This is a genomic window from Acidobacteriaceae bacterium, assembly GCA_028283655.1.
In the GTDB taxonomy this organism is placed as follows: domain Bacteria; phylum Acidobacteriota; class Terriglobia; order Terriglobales; family Acidobacteriaceae; genus Granulicella.
Window position 1 is genome coordinate 42,467 of sequence record JAPWKE010000002.1, and the last position, 20,558, is coordinate 63,024.

The 20,558-nt window shown below is 60.5% G+C and carries 16 protein-coding genes; 11 read left to right on the forward strand and 5 right to left on the reverse strand.

Going from position 1 to position 20,558, the window contains the following annotated elements:
- Positions 1-46 precede the first annotated feature (46 nt).
- Positions 47-577: a hypothetical protein gene (locus PW792_01805; GenBank protein ID MDE1160660.1), complete on the forward strand. Its 531-nt coding sequence runs from the start codon at positions 47-49 to the stop codon at positions 575-577.
- A gap of 10 nt (positions 578-587) precedes the next feature.
- Here PW792_01805 and PW792_01810 read toward each other — a convergent pair whose 3' ends face one another.
- On the reverse strand, positions 588-1,415 hold the full coding sequence (locus PW792_01810; GenBank protein MDE1160661.1) for a GNAT family N-acetyltransferase: 828 nt from the start codon (positions 1,413-1,415) through the stop codon (positions 588-590).
- Positions 1,416-1,431: 16 nt separating this feature from the next.
- A complete protein-coding gene (locus PW792_01815; protein MDE1160662.1) occupies positions 1,432-3,738 on the reverse strand; it encodes a tetratricopeptide repeat protein in 2,307 nt (768 codons plus the stop codon).
- A 255-nt stretch (positions 3,739-3,993) separates the two neighbouring features.
- On the opposite strand from PW792_01815, the gene PW792_01820 reads away from it, so the two are divergent.
- The 5 genes from PW792_01820 to PW792_01840 are packed head-to-tail and all read left to right on the forward strand — an operon-like array spanning position 3,994 to position 11,308.
- A complete protein-coding gene (locus tag PW792_01820) occupies positions 3,994-6,783 on the forward strand; it encodes a DNRLRE domain-containing protein (protein ID MDE1160663.1) in 2,790 nt (929 codons plus the stop codon).
- Between the two features lie 32 nt (positions 6,784-6,815).
- Positions 6,816-7,352, forward strand: coding sequence for a hypothetical protein (locus tag PW792_01825; GenBank protein MDE1160664.1), 537 nt, complete (start codon positions 6,816-6,818; stop codon positions 7,350-7,352).
- A 37-nt stretch (positions 7,353-7,389) separates the two neighbouring features.
- Positions 7,390-9,642 carry an Ig-like domain repeat protein gene (locus PW792_01830; GenBank protein MDE1160665.1) on the forward strand — a complete coding sequence of 751 codons (2,253 nt, stop codon included), beginning with the start codon at positions 7,390-7,392 and terminating at the stop codon, positions 9,640-9,642.
- A gap of 34 nt (positions 9,643-9,676) precedes the next feature.
- A complete protein-coding gene (locus tag PW792_01835; GenBank protein MDE1160666.1) occupies positions 9,677-10,246 on the forward strand; it encodes an outer membrane beta-barrel protein in 570 nt (189 codons plus the stop codon).
- A 21-nt stretch (positions 10,247-10,267) separates the two neighbouring features.
- On the forward strand, positions 10,268-11,308 hold the full coding sequence (locus PW792_01840; GenBank protein ID MDE1160667.1) for a bifunctional glycosyltransferase family 2/GtrA family protein: 1,041 nt from the start codon (positions 10,268-10,270) through the stop codon (positions 11,306-11,308).
- A 9-nt stretch (positions 11,309-11,317) separates the two neighbouring features.
- On the opposite strand, the gene PW792_01845 is transcribed toward PW792_01840, so the two are convergent.
- Both PW792_01845 and galK read right to left on the reverse strand, forming a co-directional pair.
- Positions 11,318-12,352: a UDP-glucose--hexose-1-phosphate uridylyltransferase gene (locus tag PW792_01845; GenBank protein ID MDE1160668.1), complete on the reverse strand. Its 1,035-nt coding sequence runs from the start codon at positions 12,350-12,352 to the stop codon at positions 11,318-11,320.
- Positions 12,349-13,500 (reverse strand): galactokinase, encoded by a 1,152-nt coding sequence (galK, locus tag PW792_01850; GenBank protein MDE1160669.1) that lies wholly within the window; start codon positions 13,498-13,500, stop codon positions 12,349-12,351. Before galK ends, PW792_01845 begins: the two co-directional genes overlap by 4 nt.
- Positions 13,501-13,729: 229 nt before the next feature.
- On the opposite strand from galK, the gene PW792_01855 reads away from it, so the two are divergent.
- The 3 genes from PW792_01855 to PW792_01865 all read left to right on the forward strand — a co-directional run bounded on the left by PW792_01855 (position 13,730) and on the right by PW792_01865 (position 17,732).
- Positions 13,730-15,247 carry a carboxylesterase family protein gene (locus tag PW792_01855; protein ID MDE1160670.1) on the forward strand — a complete coding sequence of 506 codons (1,518 nt, stop codon included), beginning with the start codon at positions 13,730-13,732 and terminating at the stop codon, positions 15,245-15,247.
- A gap of 256 nt (positions 15,248-15,503) precedes the next feature.
- Positions 15,504-15,683 carry a hypothetical protein gene (locus PW792_01860; GenBank protein ID MDE1160671.1) on the forward strand — a complete coding sequence of 60 codons (180 nt, stop codon included), beginning with the start codon at positions 15,504-15,506 and terminating at the stop codon, positions 15,681-15,683.
- A gap of 84 nt (positions 15,684-15,767) precedes the next feature.
- Positions 15,768-17,732, forward strand: coding sequence for a peptidase M61 (locus PW792_01865; protein ID MDE1160672.1), 1,965 nt, complete (start codon positions 15,768-15,770; stop codon positions 17,730-17,732).
- Positions 17,733-17,750: 18 nt separating this feature from the next.
- Here the strand turns inward: PW792_01865 and PW792_01870 are convergent, their stop codons facing one another.
- The gene (locus tag PW792_01870; GenBank protein MDE1160673.1) at positions 17,751-19,379 is read right to left on the reverse strand and encodes an EAL domain-containing protein; all 1,629 of its coding nucleotides are present in this window, start codon (positions 19,377-19,379) and stop codon (positions 17,751-17,753) included.
- A 388-nt stretch (positions 19,380-19,767) separates the two neighbouring features.
- On the opposite strand from PW792_01870, the gene PW792_01875 reads away from it, so the two are divergent.
- Both PW792_01875 and PW792_01880 read left to right on the forward strand, forming a co-directional pair.
- Positions 19,768-19,953: a Flp family type IVb pilin gene (locus PW792_01875; protein MDE1160674.1), complete on the forward strand. Its 186-nt coding sequence runs from the start codon at positions 19,768-19,770 to the stop codon at positions 19,951-19,953.
- A 56-nt stretch (positions 19,954-20,009) separates the two neighbouring features.
- Entirely contained in the window at positions 20,010-20,546 is a 537-nt protein-coding gene (locus PW792_01880) for an A24 family peptidase (protein MDE1160675.1), read from the forward strand.
- The last annotated feature ends 12 nt before the right edge of the window (positions 20,547-20,558 follow it).

Below are 20,558 nucleotides of genomic sequence, written 5' to 3' on the forward strand. Positions count from 1 at the left end.
GAGTTACTGCGAGTAAGATAGCAGCATTCTTTCCTCAGGTGCCTCCATGTCTACCCGTCGCCGCTTCCTCTCTCTTTCGGCCGCATCCGTTTCTGTGCTGGCTTTGCCGAAGCGTCTTTTCGCGCTGACTTCGCAGAATACCTTTGCCAATGCCAGCCTTGGGGCGTACACGCAGGGGTTGATGACCAAGCAACACCTGGAAGCGCTGGTGGGTTCGACGTTCACGGTGTTTCTGAGTGATGGTGGGTACTCGCAGATCCGCCTGCGCGAGATCAGTACGCCGACGGAGAAGACCGATACCGAGCGGACGGAAGAACGCAAGAAGTACACGGTTGCACCGGCAGGGGCAGATTTGTCAGCGGTACGGGCCGCGTTGCAGCCGTCTCCGTTCACACTGCGCTTCGATGTCTTAGGGAAAGATTTTCCGCAGGACAGCTATCTGCTGGATAACGGAACTCTTGGCCGCGTGACGATGTTCCTGGTGCCGGGCGGCCCTGGCAAGTGTACGGCGACGTTCTGCAACTTTGTCATCGCAACGGCTGCACCCGTGCACAAAAGTGGGTTGATGACGTTCTAGGTTTTCCGAGTTACCCCATGCGGTTGAAGATGGCGTTGTACTCCGTGGCTTCCTGGTCCTGCCCGATGGGGGAGAGGAAGAGGGGGAAACGCTCGCCTGCTTCTGTCTCAAGGTCGAGTGTGTCGTTGGGCAGAATGGGCGACAGGGGGCCGTGGAAGCGAAGGACAAAGCTGCTGCCTTGCCTGACGCCTGCGTTGTGCAGCAGGTGTGCTGCTGCCAGAGGCTCTATGGCAAACAGCTTGAGGGGGACAGGAGTGTCTTGGCCGGGAGTGTGGGCGAGAAGTGTTTGCCCGAGAAGCGTCTTGAAGTAGCTGGCACTTTCGCCTACGAGCTCCGGCTCTGCTTCCGGCTCGTCGCTGCGAGTGCTCGCAGAAGCGTTGTATTCCATCTGCAGATGCAGGCCATCACCTTCGTTCGTCAGTACGAAGCCTTCGCGCTCGTAGAGGCGACGCGCGGGGTTATCAAAGCGCACCGTCAGGCGGAGAGGAAGGCTGCGTGTCCTGGCTTGCTCGGCGAGGCTTTGCAGGATGCGTGCGCCTGCTCCCTGTGAGCGGAAGCGCGATAGCAGCGCGATGTCGATGAGGCGAATCTCCCGGTCGTTGCGATCGACGAGGATGCGGCCGATGCGCTCGTCACCTGCCCAGAGGATGGTGTGCGTGGCCTGCGGGAACTGTGAGGCAAAGCCCATGGTCTGCGCACGAAACTGCATGTCGAGAAGCTGGGTGAGCGCTTCGGCGGGGAGCTGAAGCGGAGCGAACTCCGGCGCGTACACCTCGGTGTAGAGCTCGCGCAGAAAGCTTTGGTCGGCGTCGGTGAGTGGGACGAGTTGAAACTCCATGAGTCCTTTGGCTGCGCTAGTGTGCGCCTGCGGCTTTTTGTGACTGTGCCCAGGCGAGGTTGTTCTTCGCGAGCTGCATGCCGGGGTTGAGCGCAACGGCGTGTTGTGCGGCGACGATGGCAGCGTCCCAGTGATGCAGCGCGGCGTTGCCTGCGGCGATGTTATTCCATGCCTCGGCGGAGCGGGGATCGAGTGCGACGGCGTGCTTCGCTGCGGTGATGGAAGCGGCGAAATCATTGGTGCGATAGAAGCCGAGTGACTGATCGATGAGGCTGGCGACGGTGGGGGAAGCTGGCGCTGCGTTCTTCTGGCGCGTGTACGCGTCGAGGTTGTTCTTTGCGATCTCGAGCGAAGGCTTGAGGGTCAGCGCCTGCTTTTCTGCGGCGATGGCGAGTTCCCACTGCTGCATGGCGCCATAGGCCGCACCGATGTTGTTCCAGGCTTCGGCAGAGTGAGGGTTGCGTAGCAACGCTTGCTGTGCGGAGGCGAGCGAGTCTTTGTACTGGCCTGCGCGGTACTGCGCGAGCGAACGGTTGAGCCAGAAGGCGTCGTTCTGCTGCACGGGATGCGCTAGTTCGTTGGCCGCAACCTGGTCGCCGGGGAAGGCCGCTGCGGTTGTGACGGCAGCAGCGTGGGCGGCAGCCTCATCTCCGTCGGCGATGTAGGTCTCGATCAGGAGGTCGTGTTGAAAGCCGCGGGAGGGGTTGAGCTCGATGGCTTGCTGCAGCGCGTGCCTGGCTTCGTCGAGACGGCCCTGCTGCAGCAGCCAGCGACCGTAGAAGGCGTAGGTGGAGTCGTCGTGCGGAGCGAGCGCGATGGCGCGCTGGAAGTGACGTTCGGCTTCGGCAGTGCGGGGCTTGTCGCCGGATTCGGCCATGGCTCCGTTCAAAACGCCGAGGTTGATTTCTAGCACAGAATAGTTGGGTGTGTAGAGAAGGGCGCGGGTGAAGAGGTCGAGCGCTTCCGGGTAGTTGCCCGCGGACATCTTGGTCAGGCCGTAGGTCATCAGACCGCGACCGTTGTGCGGGCTTTTGGCGACGTCGTCGCGCCACAGAGAGGCTTCGTCGTGCCAGACGGCGTTGCGCAGATGCGCTCCGTAACCGTAGGCGGCGAGCAGAAGGAAGAGCACGGCGAGCGAGGCGTTACGCACGAGAGACGTGAGCGCGAAGCGTTGCCAGAGCAGCCAGCCGCACCACACGACCGCGAGCATAAGGCCCGGGAACGAGAAGAACATGCGGTGGTCGTTCTCTACTTCGCTGAGCGGATAGAGCGACGTTGGAAGCTGCGTGATGAAGAACCAGAGCAGGCCAAAGGTGACAGGCCACCACTGCCTGCGTCTCCAGGTGAGGACGATGATTGCGATGAGTACGGCGGTGACGAGGAGGCCGAGGAGGACGGTGCTGTCGAAGCCCGCAACAACGTGCAGATCGCTGTCGACGTTGAGGTGAATGGGCAGGAAGAGCGAGCCGAGGTAGCGTGCCCAGACGAAGGGCTGCGTCAGGCGGTAGAGGTTCGGATCAAGCTCGGAGGGCTGGAAGGTCTTCGGCGTCATGGCGCTTTGCAGGCGCAGCAGTGCGATGGTGACGACGACGGAGGGAATGATGGCGAGGGTGGAACGCTTCCAGCGAGCGGCTTCGGTTTCTGTGGGCGCGGGACGCTCGAAGAAGTACGTCCAGAAGAGCAGCAGAACAGGGAAGACGGCTGAGGGCGGCTTGGAGAGCAGCGCCGCGGCGAAGGGCAACAGGTAAAGTCCGAAGCGGCGAAGGCGAGGGAGGCGCGTCCAGATCACCAGGGCGGCAAGGCAGCCGAGCGTGCAGTAAAGGTCGCCTCGCTGGATGACGTAGTTGACCGTTTCAGCCATCGCGGGATGCAGCCCGAACCAGGCCGCGCCGAGGAGTGCGGGCAGGAAGTGGTTGCAGGAAGGCTGAGTGTGGTCCATGGCGGCTTCGAAAAAGCGACCGGTAAGAAGGATGAGCAAAAGAAAAAATACAAACGTTCCGAAATGAAACCAGAACGGTTTCAGACCGTGGCCGAGCGCGTAGTCGATGGCGAGCGTGGTGGAAACCAGCGGGCGATACGTGCGGTTGGTGGGGTAGACGCTGAAGGTGGAGGTGTCGGTGAAGAACCGCGGAATGTTGGAAAGCGAGCGAATGGCGGGGTTATCGACGACAGTGTGGCTGTCGTCGAAGTGAAAGCCATTGCCGAAGGAGTTGCTGTACGCAACCGTAACGGCCACGAAGAGCAGCGCGATCCAAAGAAAGCGTGTGCGCGCGGAAAGGCCTTGTCGCTTTGCGACGGAGGACGGGCCTTGTTGAACAGCCATGTAAAAATCTCCGGGTTCTTCAAAAAGCATTTTGACAGACAGCGAGGCAGGCTGTACGTTTGTCGAGAACCAAAAAGCTGTGAGGAGTTTCAGTGCCACATTATTGTGGTCAGGCCCTTTGTTTGGCATGGGATAGGTGTTTCCATGCTTTGCTGTCTGTTTCGGGGCTCCTTGCGGTTTGGATGGTCCTTTGCTGAGTCCGACCCGTCCACGAAGTAGCAGACCGGCGTACGCTCGCAAAGACGCAGGAGCCCTGTGCGTTTTTCTTTTCGCGGTCGCAAGCTGAACGTTCTTCGCCAAGTTGTTGGCGTGTCTGCCTTTTTGGGTTCGTGGATGTGCTTGTCCACGGCGGCGCACGCGACACAGTTGCCCGTGTCTCAGGATGCGCACGTCAGCTCCGCGCGAACTGCGGTGAACTTCGGCTACTTGTCGAACCTGTACGTCGGCAGCGGCAATACGGCTTATGTGCAGTTTGATCTTTCTGGGCTGCCAGCGGGTATTACGTCTGCGCAGGTCTCTCGCGCTTCGGTGACGCTGTTTGTGAACCGCATCATGTCGCCGGGTGCAATCACGGTGGCTCCCGTGACGGGCACCTGGACGGAGAGCGGCGTGACGTATGCCTCCGCTCCGGCTGTTGGGACGGCGCTGACTACGGTGACGCCGACGGTCTCCGGGACGTTTGTCACGATCGACATTACCTCGCTGGTGCAGAGCTGGATTACGACGCCGGCGTCGAACCACGGTATTGCGTTGACCTCCTCTGGCAGCTATCTGCTGGACTCCAAGGAAAATGACCAGACAGGCCATGCTGCCGGGCTGGATGTCACGGTCGTCAGCATGGGCGCGACGGGTGCAACCGGTGCTCAGGGGCTCCAGGGCATTCAGGGTATCCAAGGTATTCAAGGTGTTCAGGGCCCGGTGGGGCCGACTGGCGCGGCAGGCGCAACGGGTATTGCTGGTATTCAGGGCGCAACGGGTGCAACCGGCGCTCAGGGTATTCAAGGCGTTGTCGGCGCAACGGGTGCTACTGGCGCAGTCGGTGCGACAGGCGCTACTGGCGTCGTCGGTGCGACCGGTGCTGTCGGAGCAACAGGTTCTACTGGTGTCACCGGTGCAACCGGTGTTACGGGACCGACTGGAACAACTGGCGCAGCAGGGGCTACGGGTGCAACAGGTTCTACTGGTGCCACCGGGGTCACCGGTGCTACGGGATCGACTGGAACAACGGGTGCAACCGGCACAACAGGGGCAACGGGTGCAACAGGTTCTACCGGCGCGACGGGGCAAACCGGCGCAGCCGCTGGTGGTGTTTATTCGACTGCCGTGGACTATGTTCCTGGCTCGGTCGTGCAATATAACGGGGCGTCCTATTTGGCGCTTACAAGCAGCGGGCCAACGACCATCGTCGTTACCCCTGGAACTAACCCAACGTACTGGGTGGCGACGTCTGCTGGTGCTGTTGGTGCGACCGGAGCAACCGGCGATACTGGCCCGCAAGGTGTTCAGGGCGTCCAGGGTGTGGCAGGTGCGACAGGTCCTCAGGGTATTCAGGGCGTCACGGGCTCTACTGGTGCCACAGGCGCTACTGGTTTCACGGGACCTACTGGTGCAACAGGGTCTACCGGAGCAACTGGTCCTACTGGTTCCACCGGTATTACCGGAGCAACCGGCAACACGGGATCTACTGGTTTAACGGGGGCAACCGGACCCACCGGGCCTACTGGAGCAACCGGTCCGACAGGTACGGGCCTTACTGGTTCCACTGGTCCGACCGGCGCAACCGGCAGCACAGGTGCCGCTGTGGGTGGAACGTATGCCGCGGGGACCGCGTATGTCGCGGGTTCAGTGGTCACCTACTCTGGCAGCACGTACCTGTGTGTCAGCACGGCCAGCTGCTCGTCCACGACTCCTGGATCAAGCCCCACCGTCTGGTCGCCGGTCAGTTCGGGTTCTTCGACAGGCAGCGGAACCATCTTGATGGGCGGCACGCCGTCTTACGGGACAAGCAGTGGTAACTCCGTAACCGTGACCACGATTTTAGGGGGGCTCGCCGGAAACGCTGCAGCAATTCCACTTGCTGGCGTGGGCACCGGAACGGTGACCTATAACGCCGGCGCAATTGCTACGTATCCTGGCTTTAGCCAGAGCTTCCCGACGGCGACTGTGCTGACGAGCATGAGCGCGAACGCCGTTCTTACGACGGGACTCTCGCTGATTGGTTCAACGATTACGCTTACGGCGCAGCTCTACAAAGTTCCCTATGGAAGCCAGTCGGCCACGCCCGTAGCGGGAGCTTCGTGCACACTCGCTCCGGCTCTTACTGGAATTGCTTCAGCGGGAACCCAGCTGTCTTGCACGAACTCCGCTTTCACCGCTTCATTCGCCGCGGGAGACTCTGGTTTTGTGGTGGTCTATGCGACTGCTTCAGGGCTCACTCTTGTCAACTCTGTGCCACTTCAGATTTCGACCAGTGTCGGCGGTTCGACGGGCACGGTTGGTGCGACCGGTGCTACGGGTGCGACAGGCTCGATTGGTCCTATGGGGCTTACGGGTGCAGTTGGCCCCATAGGCCCGACTGGTGCCACGGGTGCGGCAGGTGCGGGTGTATCCGCTACCGGCCTGCTGCAGTTCTACTCAAGCACTGTCAATCCTGGATACTCGCCTTCCTACTTGGCGGCTTCTGGAGGAGTTGCTATCGCTACCAGCCTTACACGCGCTGCGGTCTATACCGTTCCCTATGGCTGCTCTTTGAAGGGGCTGAACCTTGCGGGAGCAACGACTGTTGCAGGCGCTGCCGACAGTATGACCGTGACGCTGTATAAATCGGCAAGTGTGACGGGCACTGGCAGCTCAGTGGCTGCTGGGACTGCGACTTCGCTGAGTTGCACTCTGGCTGTTCCGACAACGGTGGGCACTGTGGCCAGTTGTTCGAGTACCAACACGCAGGCGCTTACGGCGGGCGACAACTACTACGTCCAGATCACGGAGACAAACGCGGCAGCGGGGCCGTACTTCAACTTCGCGGTAACGACGTCATGCCAGTAACTCTGAGGGGCAACTTCGTGAGGATGGGCGGCGTGAACTTCTGGGCGATCCCACTTGTTGCGGCCATGCTGGTTGGGGGCGTTAGCGCTCGCGGCCAGCGTGGGCGAAGCCATCATGCCGTGACGCTGACTCCTGGAGTTTGTACGACGGTGTCAGACGGTGATGTTCTTACGCTGGACTGGAATCCGCAGTTCGAACACTCGGGTGCGGTTACGGGCATTCGACGTTTTGAGCTCGGCTTTGCACGCCCGGAGGATGCCGAGCAGGTTCGGCGTCTGGGTGCGCCGATCGAGTTGATTGCGGAGCCCCGCGCGCATGGTGAGTTACCCGAGCAGGCGGGCAAAGAGGTAGAGTCGGGCGAAAACGGCAGCTATCATTTGCACTTCCATGTGGCATTGCACGGGGCTGCTGCTGGTGAGTATCAGTTGATTGCCGCCAAGGCCTACCCGATCGTGCCGGGCGAAGCGGATGCTGAAAAAGCTTCGCAAGCCTATGCCATGAGCCATTCCCCTACGGCGTTGCCGTTTTGTTTGAACGTGGTCGATAGCGAAGCTGGAAGCGGTCGCTGAGTTGGTTGCGTTGTTGGACCTCATGAGGAGTTTCGTTTTGAGCCAGGCTTGGAAGATCAGGAAAGATCGGTCGTCGCGCGTACCTTTTGTGGGTAGCCTGAGCGTGCTCGTGGGGCTGGGGTTGTTGGCTGGCGCGATGTCGGCGCATGCCCAGGGACTTTTGACGGTGACTCCGGCGCGGTCGGCCTCGACGGTTGCGGGGACGGGGACGGTAGGTTTTTCAGGTGATGGCGCCTCCGCGACGGGTGCGACGCTGGCTTCGCCGAGTGCGGTGGCGTATGACGCTGCGGGCAACCTGTACATCGCGGATGCCAACAACCACGTCATCCGCGAAGTTGTGAAAGCCTCGGGCGCGATCTCGACGATTGCGGGTACGGGTGTTGAAGGCTATGACGGCGATGGCGGTGCGGCAACCTCCGCGCTGCTGGATACGCCGACTGGCATTGCCGTGGATGCGAGCGGCAACGTCTACATCGCGGACTCGCACAACCAGCGCATTCGCAAGGTAAGCGCGGGTGTGATCACGACGATTGCGGGTACAGGTGTTGCAGGGTTTTCGGGCGATGGTGCGGCTGCAACGGCTGCGACGCTCAATCTGCCGAGTGCTGTTGCGGTGAGTTCTGCAGGCGTGGTCTACATCGCCGATACGGACAACCAGCGCGTGCGGCAGGTTAGTTCGACGGGTGTGATCACGACGATTGCGGGTACGGGCGATCAGGGATACACGGGCGACGGCGCGGCTGCAACGGCTGCTGCGCTGGATAGCCCGACCGGCGTGGCGATTGGCTCGACGGGTATCGTCTATGTTGCGGACTCGCACAACCAGCGTGTGCGTGCGATCAGCGCGGCTGGCACGATGTCGACTCTGGCAGGTTCGGGCACGCCGACTTTTTCGGGTGACTTTGGCGGCGATGGTGCGTCTTCGACGGCGGCATTGCTGGCGAAGCCGACGGGCGTCAGCGTAGACGCAAACGGCAATGTATACGTCGCCGACACGAACAATCAGCGCGTGCGCCAGCTTGGCGGCGGCGTGATTCAGACGGTAGAAGGTTCGGGCGGTCAGGGTTTTGGCGGCGATGGTGGAGTGGCAACGGCTGCGGTTCTGAACGCGCCGAAGGCAGTAGGTGTGAACGCTGCGGGCGACGTCGCTGTGGTCGATACGCTTGACCAGCGCGTGCGCGGCGGGCTGCTGCCGACGATCACCTTTGGTGCGCAGGGTGTGGGTGTGGCGAGCGCAGGGCAAGCTGTGACGGTGGCAAATACCGGAACGGCGGCGATCACGGTCAGCTCCATTACGTTTACCGGAACGTTCCAGACGACGACGGGCGGGACGTGCTCGGTTGAGCCGATTTCGCTGGCTGCTGGTGCGAGCTGCACGCAGAATGTTGCGTTCCTGCCGACGGCGGTGGGTGCGATGAGCGGCTCGGTCATCTTTGGCGGAACGGGCGTTATCAACCAGACGATTCTTCTTGCGGGCACGGCCGTGCCGGCGTCCACGACGACGACGGTGACGACGAGCCTGGCGCAGGTGCTGGCGCAGCAGTCCACGACCTTCACGGCGCAGGTGCTTCCGGCTGGCCTGGGAACGCCTACGGGAACCGTGCAGTTCTACGCGAACGGCACGGCGATTGGAGGTCCGGTGACGCTTCCGGCTTCCGGCCTCGCCGCGCTGACGACTTCGTTTGCAACCTCAGGCAGTTATGCGATCACGGCTATCTACTCCGGCGACGCAAACTTCCTGACGAGTACCTCGACGGCGGTGACAGAGACGGTGGCGGACTACACGCTGGCGGCTACAGGGACGACCGCGTACACGGTTCAGCCGAACCAGTCGGCATCGTATACGTTGCAGGTTGCGCCGTTGAACGGCGCGTTCAACTATCCGGTTACGTTCGCGGCCTCGGGCGTTCCTGTGGGGACGACGGTGACGTTCTCTCCGACGACGGTGACGCCGGGTTCGGCGGCAGCCAGTGTGACGATGACGCTGAAGGCTCCGCCGTTGCAGGCTGCGCTGTCGCATCATGGATTGTTTGGCGGTGGAACGATCGCTCTGGCGCTTCTGCTGCTGCCGTTCGGTCGCCGCTTCCGTCGCAGTGGTCGCAAGATGCGTCCGGTGCTGATGGTGCTCACGATGCTGGGATCGTTCGGTGTCCTGAGTATGGCGGGTTGCAGCTCGGGCTTCTTCGCGCAGTCGGTGAAGACTTATACGGTGACCGTTACGTCAACGGCTTTGGGAACAAACGGCGCCACGCTGCAGCATACGACGCAGGTAACGCTGACGGTGGAGTAAGTGCTTCCGGGCACGCAGGAGAGAACGCTTGAAGATGTCTGGATGCAAGGCCGTGTTGATGTTGGCAGCTGCCCTGGCGGCGGTGCCGATGAAGGCGCAGACGCAGAAGAAGGCTGACCTAGATCTGGGCATAACGTTCGCGGCACAGCGCTCGTTCAACGCGGGTACGGGCCAGCCGTTCTGGATGACGGGTGGGCAGGCTGAGCTGGGTGCTTCGCTTTGGCATGGGCTGGGCGCGGCGCTTTCTGTCTCGGGCACGCATACGAACTCGATTGCGGCGAGCGGTATTCCGTTGTCGTTTGTGGTGTGGACGGCGGGCCCGCGTTATCGCTGGCACGGCGGGCATCGCGTGTCGGCGTATGGCGAAGTGATGGCCGGTGAGGCGAACGGATTTCACAGTCTGTTTCCTGCTCCCGGAGCGGCGCAGTCAAACGCGAACGGCCTGGCGTTTCGCGCAGGGCTCGGTGTGGATCTGGCGGTGAAAAAGCACTTTGCGATTCGCGCGCTGGAGGCGAGCTATCTGCGGACGCAACTGCCGAACGCGGACAACAATGTGCAGAACATTTTGCAACTGGGCGCTGGTGTCGTCTTTCGCTTCCACTAAGCTGGGAGCGAGGCGAGCAGGGTGGAGTTCTTCGATCAGATCGCGGTGCTGATTCCGGCATGGAAGCCGGAGCCGCAGCTTGTGGAGCTCGTGCGAGCGTTGCGGGCCGCTGGCTTTGCGACGGTGTTGCTGGTGGACGATGGCAACGAGGGGGACGCTCGCGAGTTACTGGAGCGCGCTGCTGCGGAAGGCGCAAGCGTTGTGCGCCATGCCGTGAATCTGGGCAAGGGTCGGGCGTTAAAGACGGGCTTCAACGCGCTGCTGAATGGGTTTCCTGAGATCTCTGGCGTAGTGACTGCGGATGCTGATGGCCAGCATCGCGTGGAGGACATCTGCGCGGTAGCTGCTGCGTTTGCAGGCCGAACGGATCGCGTGGTGCTTGGTTGCCGCAGCTTTGCGAAGGACGTTCCAATGCGTAGTCGGTTTGGCAATCGGCTGACGAGGATCGTATTTCGTCTGGCGAACGGCTCGGATGTTTCGGACACGCAGACGGGGCTGCGGGCGATTCCACGGGCTTTGTTGCTGGAGTTGATGGCGCTCGAAGGCGAGCGGTATGAGTATGAAATGCGCGTATTGGCGCATATCTGTCGCGCTTATGAACGGCCGCGTGAGGTTCCGATTGCGACGGTGTATCTCGAAGGCAATCGCTCGTCGCACTTTGATCCGGTACGTGATTCGATGCGTATTTACTTTGTACTGCTGCGGTTTTACTCGTCGTCCCTGCTGGCTGCTGCCGTCGATCTGGTGGGCTTTTCGGTGACGTACTCGCTGAGCAGGAATTTGTTGCTGAGTGTCGTGGTGGGGCGGCTGAGCTCGCTGCTGAACTACGCATTGAATCGAGGCTTTGTGTTTCGTACAAAGGGCTCTTTGATCTCATCGCTCGGTCGTTATTATGCGCTGGCGCTGGGGTTGGGCACGATGAGTTACGTGCTGCTGTCCCTGGCGGTGAAGCGGCTCGGGTGGCCGGTGGTTCCCGCGAAGATTGCGATCGAAGTGTTGCTGAGCCTGCTGAGTTTTGCCGCGCAGCGGACGTTTGTTTTTCGCCGAACGCAGGAAGGTTAGTGCCGCTGTTTACGCGTGGATCGCCTGGCGGAGAGTTTTGGCTGCGCTTTCGGGCGTGATGTCGCGCTGCGGTGAGCCGAGAAGCTCGAAGCCGACCATGAACTTGCGTATGGTGGCGGAGCGCAGCAACGGCGGAAAGAAGTGTGCGTGGAGCTGCCACTCGGCGTGTGGTTCGCCGTCGGCTGGTGCGGGGTGGAAGCCCATCGAATAGGGAAACGGTGTATCGAAGACGCGGTTGTAGCCGGCTGTCAACGTCTTCAGCATGGCGGCAAGTCCGTCACGCTGTTCCGGGGACAACGTATGCAAGTGCGCGCTGTGTGTGCGGGGGAGAACGAGCAGCTCAAAGGGCCAGACGGCCCAGAACGGCACAAGCGCCACCCAGGTTTCGTTCTCTGCCACGATGCGCTCTGCCTGTGCGAGTTCCAGCCGAAGGTACGCGAGCAATAGCGGCTCGTTGTGTGTGGCAAAGTACTGTTGCTGCGTCGCGAGTTCGGTTGCGGGATCGTTGGGGACGTGTTCTGTGGCCCAGATTTGCCCGTGCGGATGTGGGTTGCTGGCGCCCATCATGCTGCCGCGGTTTTCAAAGATCTGGACGTAGCCCACATCGGGGCGCGCCCCGAGTTCGGCTTCCTGCTCGGCCCAGACGTTGACGACGCGACGGATGCCGCTGACGGGCATAGTGGCGAGCGTGAGGTCGTGGCGCGGGTCGAAGCAGAGCACGCGGCAGATGCCTCGCTCGGTGCTGGCGCGCAGCAATCCGGCGTCATCGAGATCGAAGCTGGCTGCGGGTACGTCCGACTTTAGCGCGGCGTAGTCGTTTTCGAAGACGAAGGTTTCGGTGTATTGCGGAGTGGTGTGGGCGCCGGCGCGCGTGTTGCCGGGGCAGAGGTAGCAGGTGGGGTCATAGGCGGGCGGTGCAGGTGGCGCGGTGTCCTCGGTCTGGCCCTGCCAGGGGCGCTGCGTGCGGTGGGGAGAGACGACGACCCATTCGCCACGGAGAGGGTTCCAGCGTCGGTGGGGCTGTTGCAGGAAAACTTCGTTCAACGGGTAACTCCTTCGGTGGCGAGGACTTCGGGGTGCAGGGCGACGGCGCCGTCCGTGGCGTTGCAGACGTAGGTGGCTGCATCAATCTTCCACTGCGCTTTGTAGGCTGCGGTGAGTTGCTTGAGGAAGGCGGGGACGGCGTTTTTGCGGACGAGGTTTACGGTGCAGCCTCCGAAGCCTCCGCCGGTAAGCCGTGCTCCGAAGCAGCCGTCGAGGGTTTCGGCGGTGGCGACGAGGGTGTCGATCTCCGGGCAGCTTGTGCCGAGATCGTCGCGCTGGCTGCGGTGGCTCGCGAGCATGAGTTGGCCCATGCGCACGACGTCGCCGGATAGCATCGCCTCGCGGGCTTCACGGACACGAGCATTTTCGGTAATGACGTGGCGGCAGCGCAGGTAGGATTCGTGCGCCATCTGCTCGCGACAGCTTTCGAGCTGTTCGACGGTCGCCAGGCCGAGGTTTTGTGCGCTGGGAAAGCGTTCGCGGAGGATGCTTTGCCCGGCCTCCATCTGCTGGCGGATGAGGCCGTAGGTTCCTGTGGCGACGGAGTGCTTGACCTCGGAGTTGCAGATGACGATGGAGGCGTGGCGAAGCTCGCCACGGTCGAGCGGGAGGAGCTCGAAGCTGAGGTCGGCGGTGTGCAGCAGCAGTGCGTGGTCGCGGGTGGCGGCGGTGATGACGGCCTGGTCCATGATGCCGCAGGGGGAACCGACGAAGCGGTTTTCGGCGCGCTGGCAGAGCAGGGCAATTTCGGGCAGAGAAAGCTTGGCGTTGGCCCAGCGCAGCAGGGCAACGCAGGTGGCGACTTCTACCGACGCAGAAGAGCTGAGGCCGGCACCGAAGGGAACGTTCCCAGACAGTGACAAAACAAACGGTGGCGGTGTGATGCCGAGTGCTTGTAGCTCGCGGAGGACGCCGACGGGGTAGTCGCTCCAATCGCCGCGTGGCTCAGGGTGTTCGTCGTGCCGCAGGGTGCGCTCTCCTGCGAAGGTTGCTGAGTGGAAGGTGTAGCCGTCGGTGGCTGCGCTGAGTTCTGCGGTGGTGGCGAAGGGGATCGCCATGGGAAGTACCAGGCCGCCGGTGTAGTCGGTGTGTTCGCCGAGCAGGTTGACGCGGCCGGGGGCGGAGGTTTGCTGCGAGCGAAGATCCATCGGGTGGGCTGTTTTCCTGTTACTGAAGAAAGTGAGAGCGTTTTGCTGCAGCGGCAGCGACGCTTTAGTGATCACAAGCAGCGTACGTGGGGTTCGCGATTGAGGCAATCTGCCTAACGGATACCTCCATTTGCAAGGCCTGTGGGAAGTGTTGGTCGTGGTGGAGTTCGTTAAAGTCGTAGGGAGGGGCTGCGCTGGCGGAGACCATGCCCAGCCGAAAGGATGATGGATGCTTACTCGCCGCCGCTTTCTTGCGAACTCCGCTCTTGCCTGCGTGGCAACGGGCTACGGATTTGCCGCTTCTCCAACCGTGGACGTGAAGACGCCGCTGGGTGTTGTGCGTGGGGAGCGGATGGAGGGTGTGCGGCTGTTTCGTGGCGTCCCGTTTGCGCAGCCTCCGGTGGGTGAGTTGCGGTTTCGTCCTCCGCTGGAGCCGATGCCGTGGAGCGGCGTACGCAATGCCCTGCAGTTTGCGCCTGCCGCAGTGCAACCTAACGGGGATGCGAAGGAGCAAAGCGAAGACTGCCTCTATCTGAATGTCTGGACCCCGGATACGCCTGGACCGCACCCGGTGTTTGTCTGGGTGCATGGTGGTGGCTTTACAGGCGGCAGGTCGTCGGAGGCGATGTTCGATGGGAGCACATTTGCGCGTGAAGGCATCGTGTGCGTGACGGTCGCGTATCGGCTTGGTGTGTTTGGCTTTATGGACTGGTCGCCCATGCTGGGAGAAACCTATGCGGGCTCTGCAAACAACGGTCTGCGTGATCTGATTGCGGCGTTGAACTGGGTGCAGAAGAATATTGCTTCGTTTGGGGGCGATCCCAAAGCGGTGACGCTTGGCGGAGAGTCGGCGGGCGCGAAGCTCACGGATATTCTGATGGGCGTGCCTGCGGCGCGGCCGCTTTTTCACCAGATGATTTCAGAGAGTGGTGGCGCGGAGCGCGTGTGGTCGAAGCAGGATGCTCGCAAGATTGGGGAAGGCTGGCGAGCGGCCTGGATGCAGGCCGCGATGCCTTCGTCCACGGAGGCGGCGCTGACGGCAGACAGTAGCCAGATTGTGAAGCTGCAGAAGCAGTTTGAACATGACTGGCCGGCGCACTTCCCTTTGCGTCCAGAGCTGGACGACACGTTGATGCAGCGGTGGCCGCTGGAGGTTATCCGCGCAGGTGCCACGCGAGGCAAGCGGCTGCTGCTGGGAACGAACCTGGATGAAAGCTCGGCGTTTATCGGCCCGCATCCCGCAAAAGACCCCGGCGCTGGGGACCTGGGCAATCTTCCTGTGGACACCTTTGCAAAGATCGCGGCGAAGTATCAGACGGTCTATCCAGAGATGCCCGTTGAGTTGCGGCGCATCCGCAGCACGACGGCCGAAGAGTACTGGGTTCCGTCGATCCGAGTGGCGGAGGCGAACATCGCAGGCGGTGGGGAATCCTTTGTCTACCGGTTGGATTTTCCGGAGGAAAAGGGACGTCTTGCGGGCTTCGCGTTCCACAGTTATGAGCTGCGCTTTGTGTGGGAGCACTTCGAACACCGGCCCTCTGAAGCCGCGCTGGCGCTGGCAAAAACGATCCATGAGGCGTGGGTGAGCTTTATCAAGGGCGATGTGCCTGCCGCGCCGGGGCTGCCGCAGTGGCCGATATTTACCCCGCACGGGCAGAAGACGATGATCCTGAACAGCCGCAGTCGTGTCGAAGATCGTCCACATGCCGCTGAGTTAGGGCTCTGGAACGGAAAATTGATGCAGTAGTCGCTGTTGGAAGTGTCCGGGCTTCGGTATTCTGGATTTATGGATATATCAGCAATTCTGCGAGATGTTGACGCGGAGATCGCAAAGTTGCATCAAATGCGTGAGATCGTACTTACGCTGGCTGGCCCGGTTGCTCCGGTTAAGCTTCGCGAAAATAAAGATGAAGACTACACAGCAGGCGCCGGTTCATGTGGAGATTGCGCCGCCTGTGCTTGTGATTCTGCCACCCAAGAAACAACGAGAGACAAGGACACGCGTGAAGCCAGTTGTAGAAGAACAGAATGCCTTGTCGGCGAAGGTCCCCGATCGCCCAGTGTTTGTGCCGAAAACGGTAGTTGTGATGCCTGCTCCTGAGCCTGTCGATCAGCCGGTTGTGCTGGACGCGGCTGCGGTGGAGATGGCGATGCGGCATAACTTTCTCGGCCGTAACTCCTAGTCATCAACTCCTAGTTATCGAAAGCTTGCGGAGCTTCTGCCAAGGCGGAGGCCGCAGTTTTGTTACTCCCGCCCGAAGGTAAACATGCGCCATCGTTTTCTCTCTGCAGCCGTTCTTGGACTGTCTTGTGTTGGAAGTGCATGGGCTCAACTGGAGCGTGGCCCGCTTCCGGTAGCGATGCCTCCTGCGATCGAATCCCCGAGAGATATCCCGTTTCCGGGCAGCATCTCGTTGAAAGTGGATGGCAGAGACGTCACACATCGTGTGATTGCGGTGCGGGAGAGCGTTCCTGTTGTGCCGGGGAAGCTGACGATGCTGTATCCCGAGTGGATCCCGGGCTATCACTCGGGTTATGGGCCGATCCAGAGAGTGGGCGGGCTTGCGTTCACTGCTGGCGGAAAGCGGCTGGCATGGCGCCGTGACAGCGTGAATATGTACGCGTTCCATCTGGATATCCCCGCAGGTGTACAGACGCTTGAGGTGAGCTTTGACTACCTGACTGCGGTTGGGCCGGGGACTGGTCGCGTCGAGTTCACGCCGCAGATGCTGGACCTTTCGTGGAACACGGTGCTGCTCTACCCGGCCGGTTATTTCTCTCGGCAGATTCATTTTGTTCCGTCGGTGCAGTTGCCGAAGGGGTGGCAGTTTGCCTCTGCGCTGGAGAAGGCTTCGCAAGCTGGCGACACGACGCACTTTCAGGATGTGACGCTGAATACGCTGGTGGATTCGCCGCTGGTTGCGGGCAAATACTTTGAGCGTCTTGATCTATCGCCAAACGCTGCCGTGCCGGTCCACCTGGATGTCTTTGCGGATGAAGCAAAGTATCTGAAGATGGAGCCTGCGCAGTTGGAAGAGCACCGCAAGCTTGTCGAAGAAGCTCTCAAGCTTTTCGGCTCTCATCATTATCAGCACTATGATTTTCTGCTGATGCTGAGTAACGCCATCGGTGGCCAGGGGTTGGAGCATCACCAGTCGAGCGAGGATGCCACCGAGGCGGACTACTTTACGAACTGGGCGGCGCAGACGCCGAAGAATGATCTGCTCGCGCACGAATTTGTGCACTCGTGGAATGGCAAGTTTCGCCGCCCGGATGCATTGTGGACGCCGAACTTCAACGTTCCGATGCGCAACGAAATGCTCTGGGTGTATGAAGGGCTCACGCAGTATTGGGGCTATCAGCTGGCGGCGCGTTCAGGGCTGCGAACGGCTGAGACCACGAAGGATCTTCTTGCGGCGGTTGCTGCCGGTATGCAGGACAATCGCGGGCGGGAGTGGCGTTCAGTCGAAGATACGGGAAACCAGCCGATCCTCGGGCAGCATGGTGCGAACAGCTGGCCGAGTTGGGAGCGCCAGTCGGATTACTACATGGAAGGCGTGCTGGTCTGGCTCGACGTCGACATGAAGATTCGCGAACTCTCGCACGGATCACGGAGCCTCGACGATTTTGCGAAGCGCTTCGCCGGTGTTCGTGACGGCAGCGTTGTTACCGACGTGTATAACTTCGGCGATATCGTCGCCCTGCTGCAGAGCCTGCAGCCCTATGACTGGAGCAGCTTCCTGCACTCGCGAGTGTATGACGTGCAGTGCTCGATTCCCGAAGGTGGCTTTGTGGATGGCGGCTATCGGCTTGTCTATAACGACACGATGCCTGCATGGATGGCTTCGGCAAAGCCTGCGTACATTCCCGGCCAGAACGTTGCGGCCCTTGGCTTCACAGGCAATGGAAGCTACGGCACATCGCTTGGTTTCAGCATCACGCCCTCTGCCACGCTGAGCCGGGTGTGGTGGAACAGCCCGGCGTTTCACGCGGGTCTGCTGCCTGGAATGCAGGTGATAAGCATTAACGGGCAGGCCTATACGGAAGAGGTTCTTCGGAAGGCGATTACTGATGCGGAGGGAGGCTCCAAGTCACCGATCGTCCTGACGGTGAAAGAAGATGGCCAGCTCCGCGAGGTAACGCTGGCGTATCACGAAGGACTTCGCTATCCGCATCTCGAACGGATACCTGGAACGGCTGATCGCCTGAGCGAAATGCTCGCAGCGCACTAGTGCCATGGTGGTTGAAAGCTAGACCATCTCCGTGCGTGCAGGAATGCGGAAGAGCCTGCCTTTGGTTTCCTTCTTCGCATTGGGCAGGCCACGCTCCAGCAGACCGATGATCTGGTCGAGAGGGACAGGTCGGCTGAAGAGATAGCCCTGGGCGATGGCGCAGCCAAGTGATAGCAGCTCTGTTTCCTCATGGGCTGTTTCGACACCCTCGGCGGTTACATTTGTTCCGCTGGCGTGGGCCAGCTGCACGATGAACCGCACGATGTCCCGGTTCAGGGGAGACTCTCTCATACGCCGAACAAAGGTCTGGTCAATCTTCAACGTGTCGATGGGATAACGCTCCATATAGCTGAGCGAAGAGTAGCCCGTACCGAAATCATCGAAGGCGATCTTTACGCCGAGGGAGCGAATCTCCTGAAAGAGTGCGCCGATGCGTGCGGTTTCTGAAGCAAGAATGCTCTCTGTCAGCTCAAGCTGGAGGCTGGCCGGCTTGATGTTGCTTTCTATGAGTGTCTCGCGCAGGGTGCTTACAAAGTCGCTGAGTTCAAGCTGACGGGCCGAGACGTTGACGCTTAGAACGAGGTTCCCATCGAGGAGTTCCTGCATTTTCTTGTGGTCTTCGCAGGCTTGCTTCAAACCCCATGCGCCGACTTCGACAATTTGCCCACTCTCTTCCATCAGCGAGATGAACTCGTAGGGACCAACAATACCTTTGCGAGGATGGTTCCAACGGATGAGAGCTTCCACGCCGTAGATAGAGTGGTCGCGCATGTCGATCAGGGGCTGGTAGAAGAGGACAAACTCCTTATTACTGATCGCGGATTTGATCTCCTGCTTGGCCCGCATCGTGGCCAGGGCTTCTTCGTGAATCGTCGAATCAAAGATGACGACTCGTGAGCCTCCCTCGCGCTTGGCGCGGTAGAGGGCAAGGTCCACGTTCCGCAGTACGACGTCCGGCGAGGTGCAGTCCTGCTGCACGCGGCAGAGACCGATGGACGCGGCCGGGGTGAAGGCCAGGCCTGCAAGGTCAATCTGCTCTTCTATTAGAGTGAGCAATCGCTGCGCCAGGCGGAAGGCCCTGTCGACGCTTTGTGCGTTGCGCATGAGCACGCCGAACTCGTCGCCGCCAACACGCGCGACAACGTCTTCATCCCGCACCGCCGCCTGGATGCGCTTGCCGATCTCCTGCAGCATGACGTCGCCATAGCGATGGCCGAGCATGTCGTTCACTGTTTTGAAGTTGTCGAGGTCGATATACAGAAGCACGATGACGCCAGTTGGGCTCGGGCCTTTGTGTAACAGGCTCTGAATCTCCTCTGTCAGATAAGCCCGGTTACGCAGGCCCGTCACTGGATCGTGATAGGCCAGGTGTTTGAGCTTGGCCTCGGTCTTCTGACGTTCACGCACTTCGAGGGTAAGGGCTTCGTTCCGCAGCGTGGTGACGCGTTGCGCTTCCAGCGCCTGCGAGAGCCGCTTTTCTTCATCCTGCAGCTTCATGCTGCGGCGTGAACGCGTCTCGCGGCGATAAAGAAGAATGGCGAGCGGGATTAACGCACCCAGCAGCACGGCTACAAGCAAAACGACTTCGACCGGCATGGGGATCCGGGCGTGGTGGACGAAGTTTAGATACCAGCCAAAAAATCTCATCGAGGCTCTCTACTTCCACTATTCGGTGCGCTCGGGCATTTGTAACGGTACTAAGGTTACCGCCGCTCGAGAGCGCTATCGGCAAAAAACATACTAACGTGATTCTCTCGAACGACGATAAATCCATTAGCTAAAGGGTCTTTGTAAGAAGTTGTATCGCTTCCGGAGGCGTAATGAAGGGTAATCCGGTGATTTCCAGCCATGGATATCACCTGTGATATCAAAACCTTTCCTTATTTGCTTTCGTCCCATTTTGGGACTTATTCCGGTGTTACGCTTCCGCCATAGTTACCAAGACCCCTGCTCGAAAGCCCTATTCCGAGCCTAACAAAGCTAAGAAATACGCTCCCTGGCAAACACTAGGAGCGTAACACCTAAGGAGACTCACATGAAGAACATTTGCCTCACGTTCAAGAAACTCATCGCGGATGAGTCTGGGCAGGACCTGATCGAGTACGCCCTTATCGCTGCCCTGATTGGTCTTGCTGCTATCGCATCCCTTCGGGCTTTGGCTACTTCCATCCAGAGTGTCTTCTCTTACATTCAGACACAGCTTGGCAGCGCTATTTCCTAAGACAACCCCGTACAAGAACGTTACCTACAAGACATCCTCGTCGGAGCTGTTCGATTATGCAGGCAATTTCGAGTATTGAACTTAGCTTTACGGCGGCGGTCGTTTTCGTAGGCGCTTGTACGGACGTGTACAGCCGTCGGGTCCCTAACTGGCTAACGCTTCCCGCTTTGGCAATCTCCCTCGTCCTGCAGGGGATGCATGGTTTCATCCCCTGCATGGAGGCCCTACTGGCAGTTGTGATTGCGGGTGGCATCTTTCTGATTTTTTTCCTCGCTGGAGGCATGGGGGGCGGTGATGTGAAGCTGATCGCCGCTGCCGCTGCCGGAGTTGGCCTTAGCAGGCTTCCTGCTTTGCTTGTGTTTACTTCTCTGATCGGAGGGGCTATGGCGATCTTTCTGGCCGTGCGTCACCGCCGGGTAAAGTCGACGCTGCTCAATATTGCTTCTCTTACGGCACATCATGCTTCCGCCGGTGTGCTGCAACCGCATCCCGAGCTTCATGTCCGCAACCAGCAGGCACTGCGTCTTCCATACGCTGTCGCTATTGCTGCGGGCACTGTTTTGGCGCTATGTGCGCAGGGAGTAAAGGGATAACAGAATGGTGAA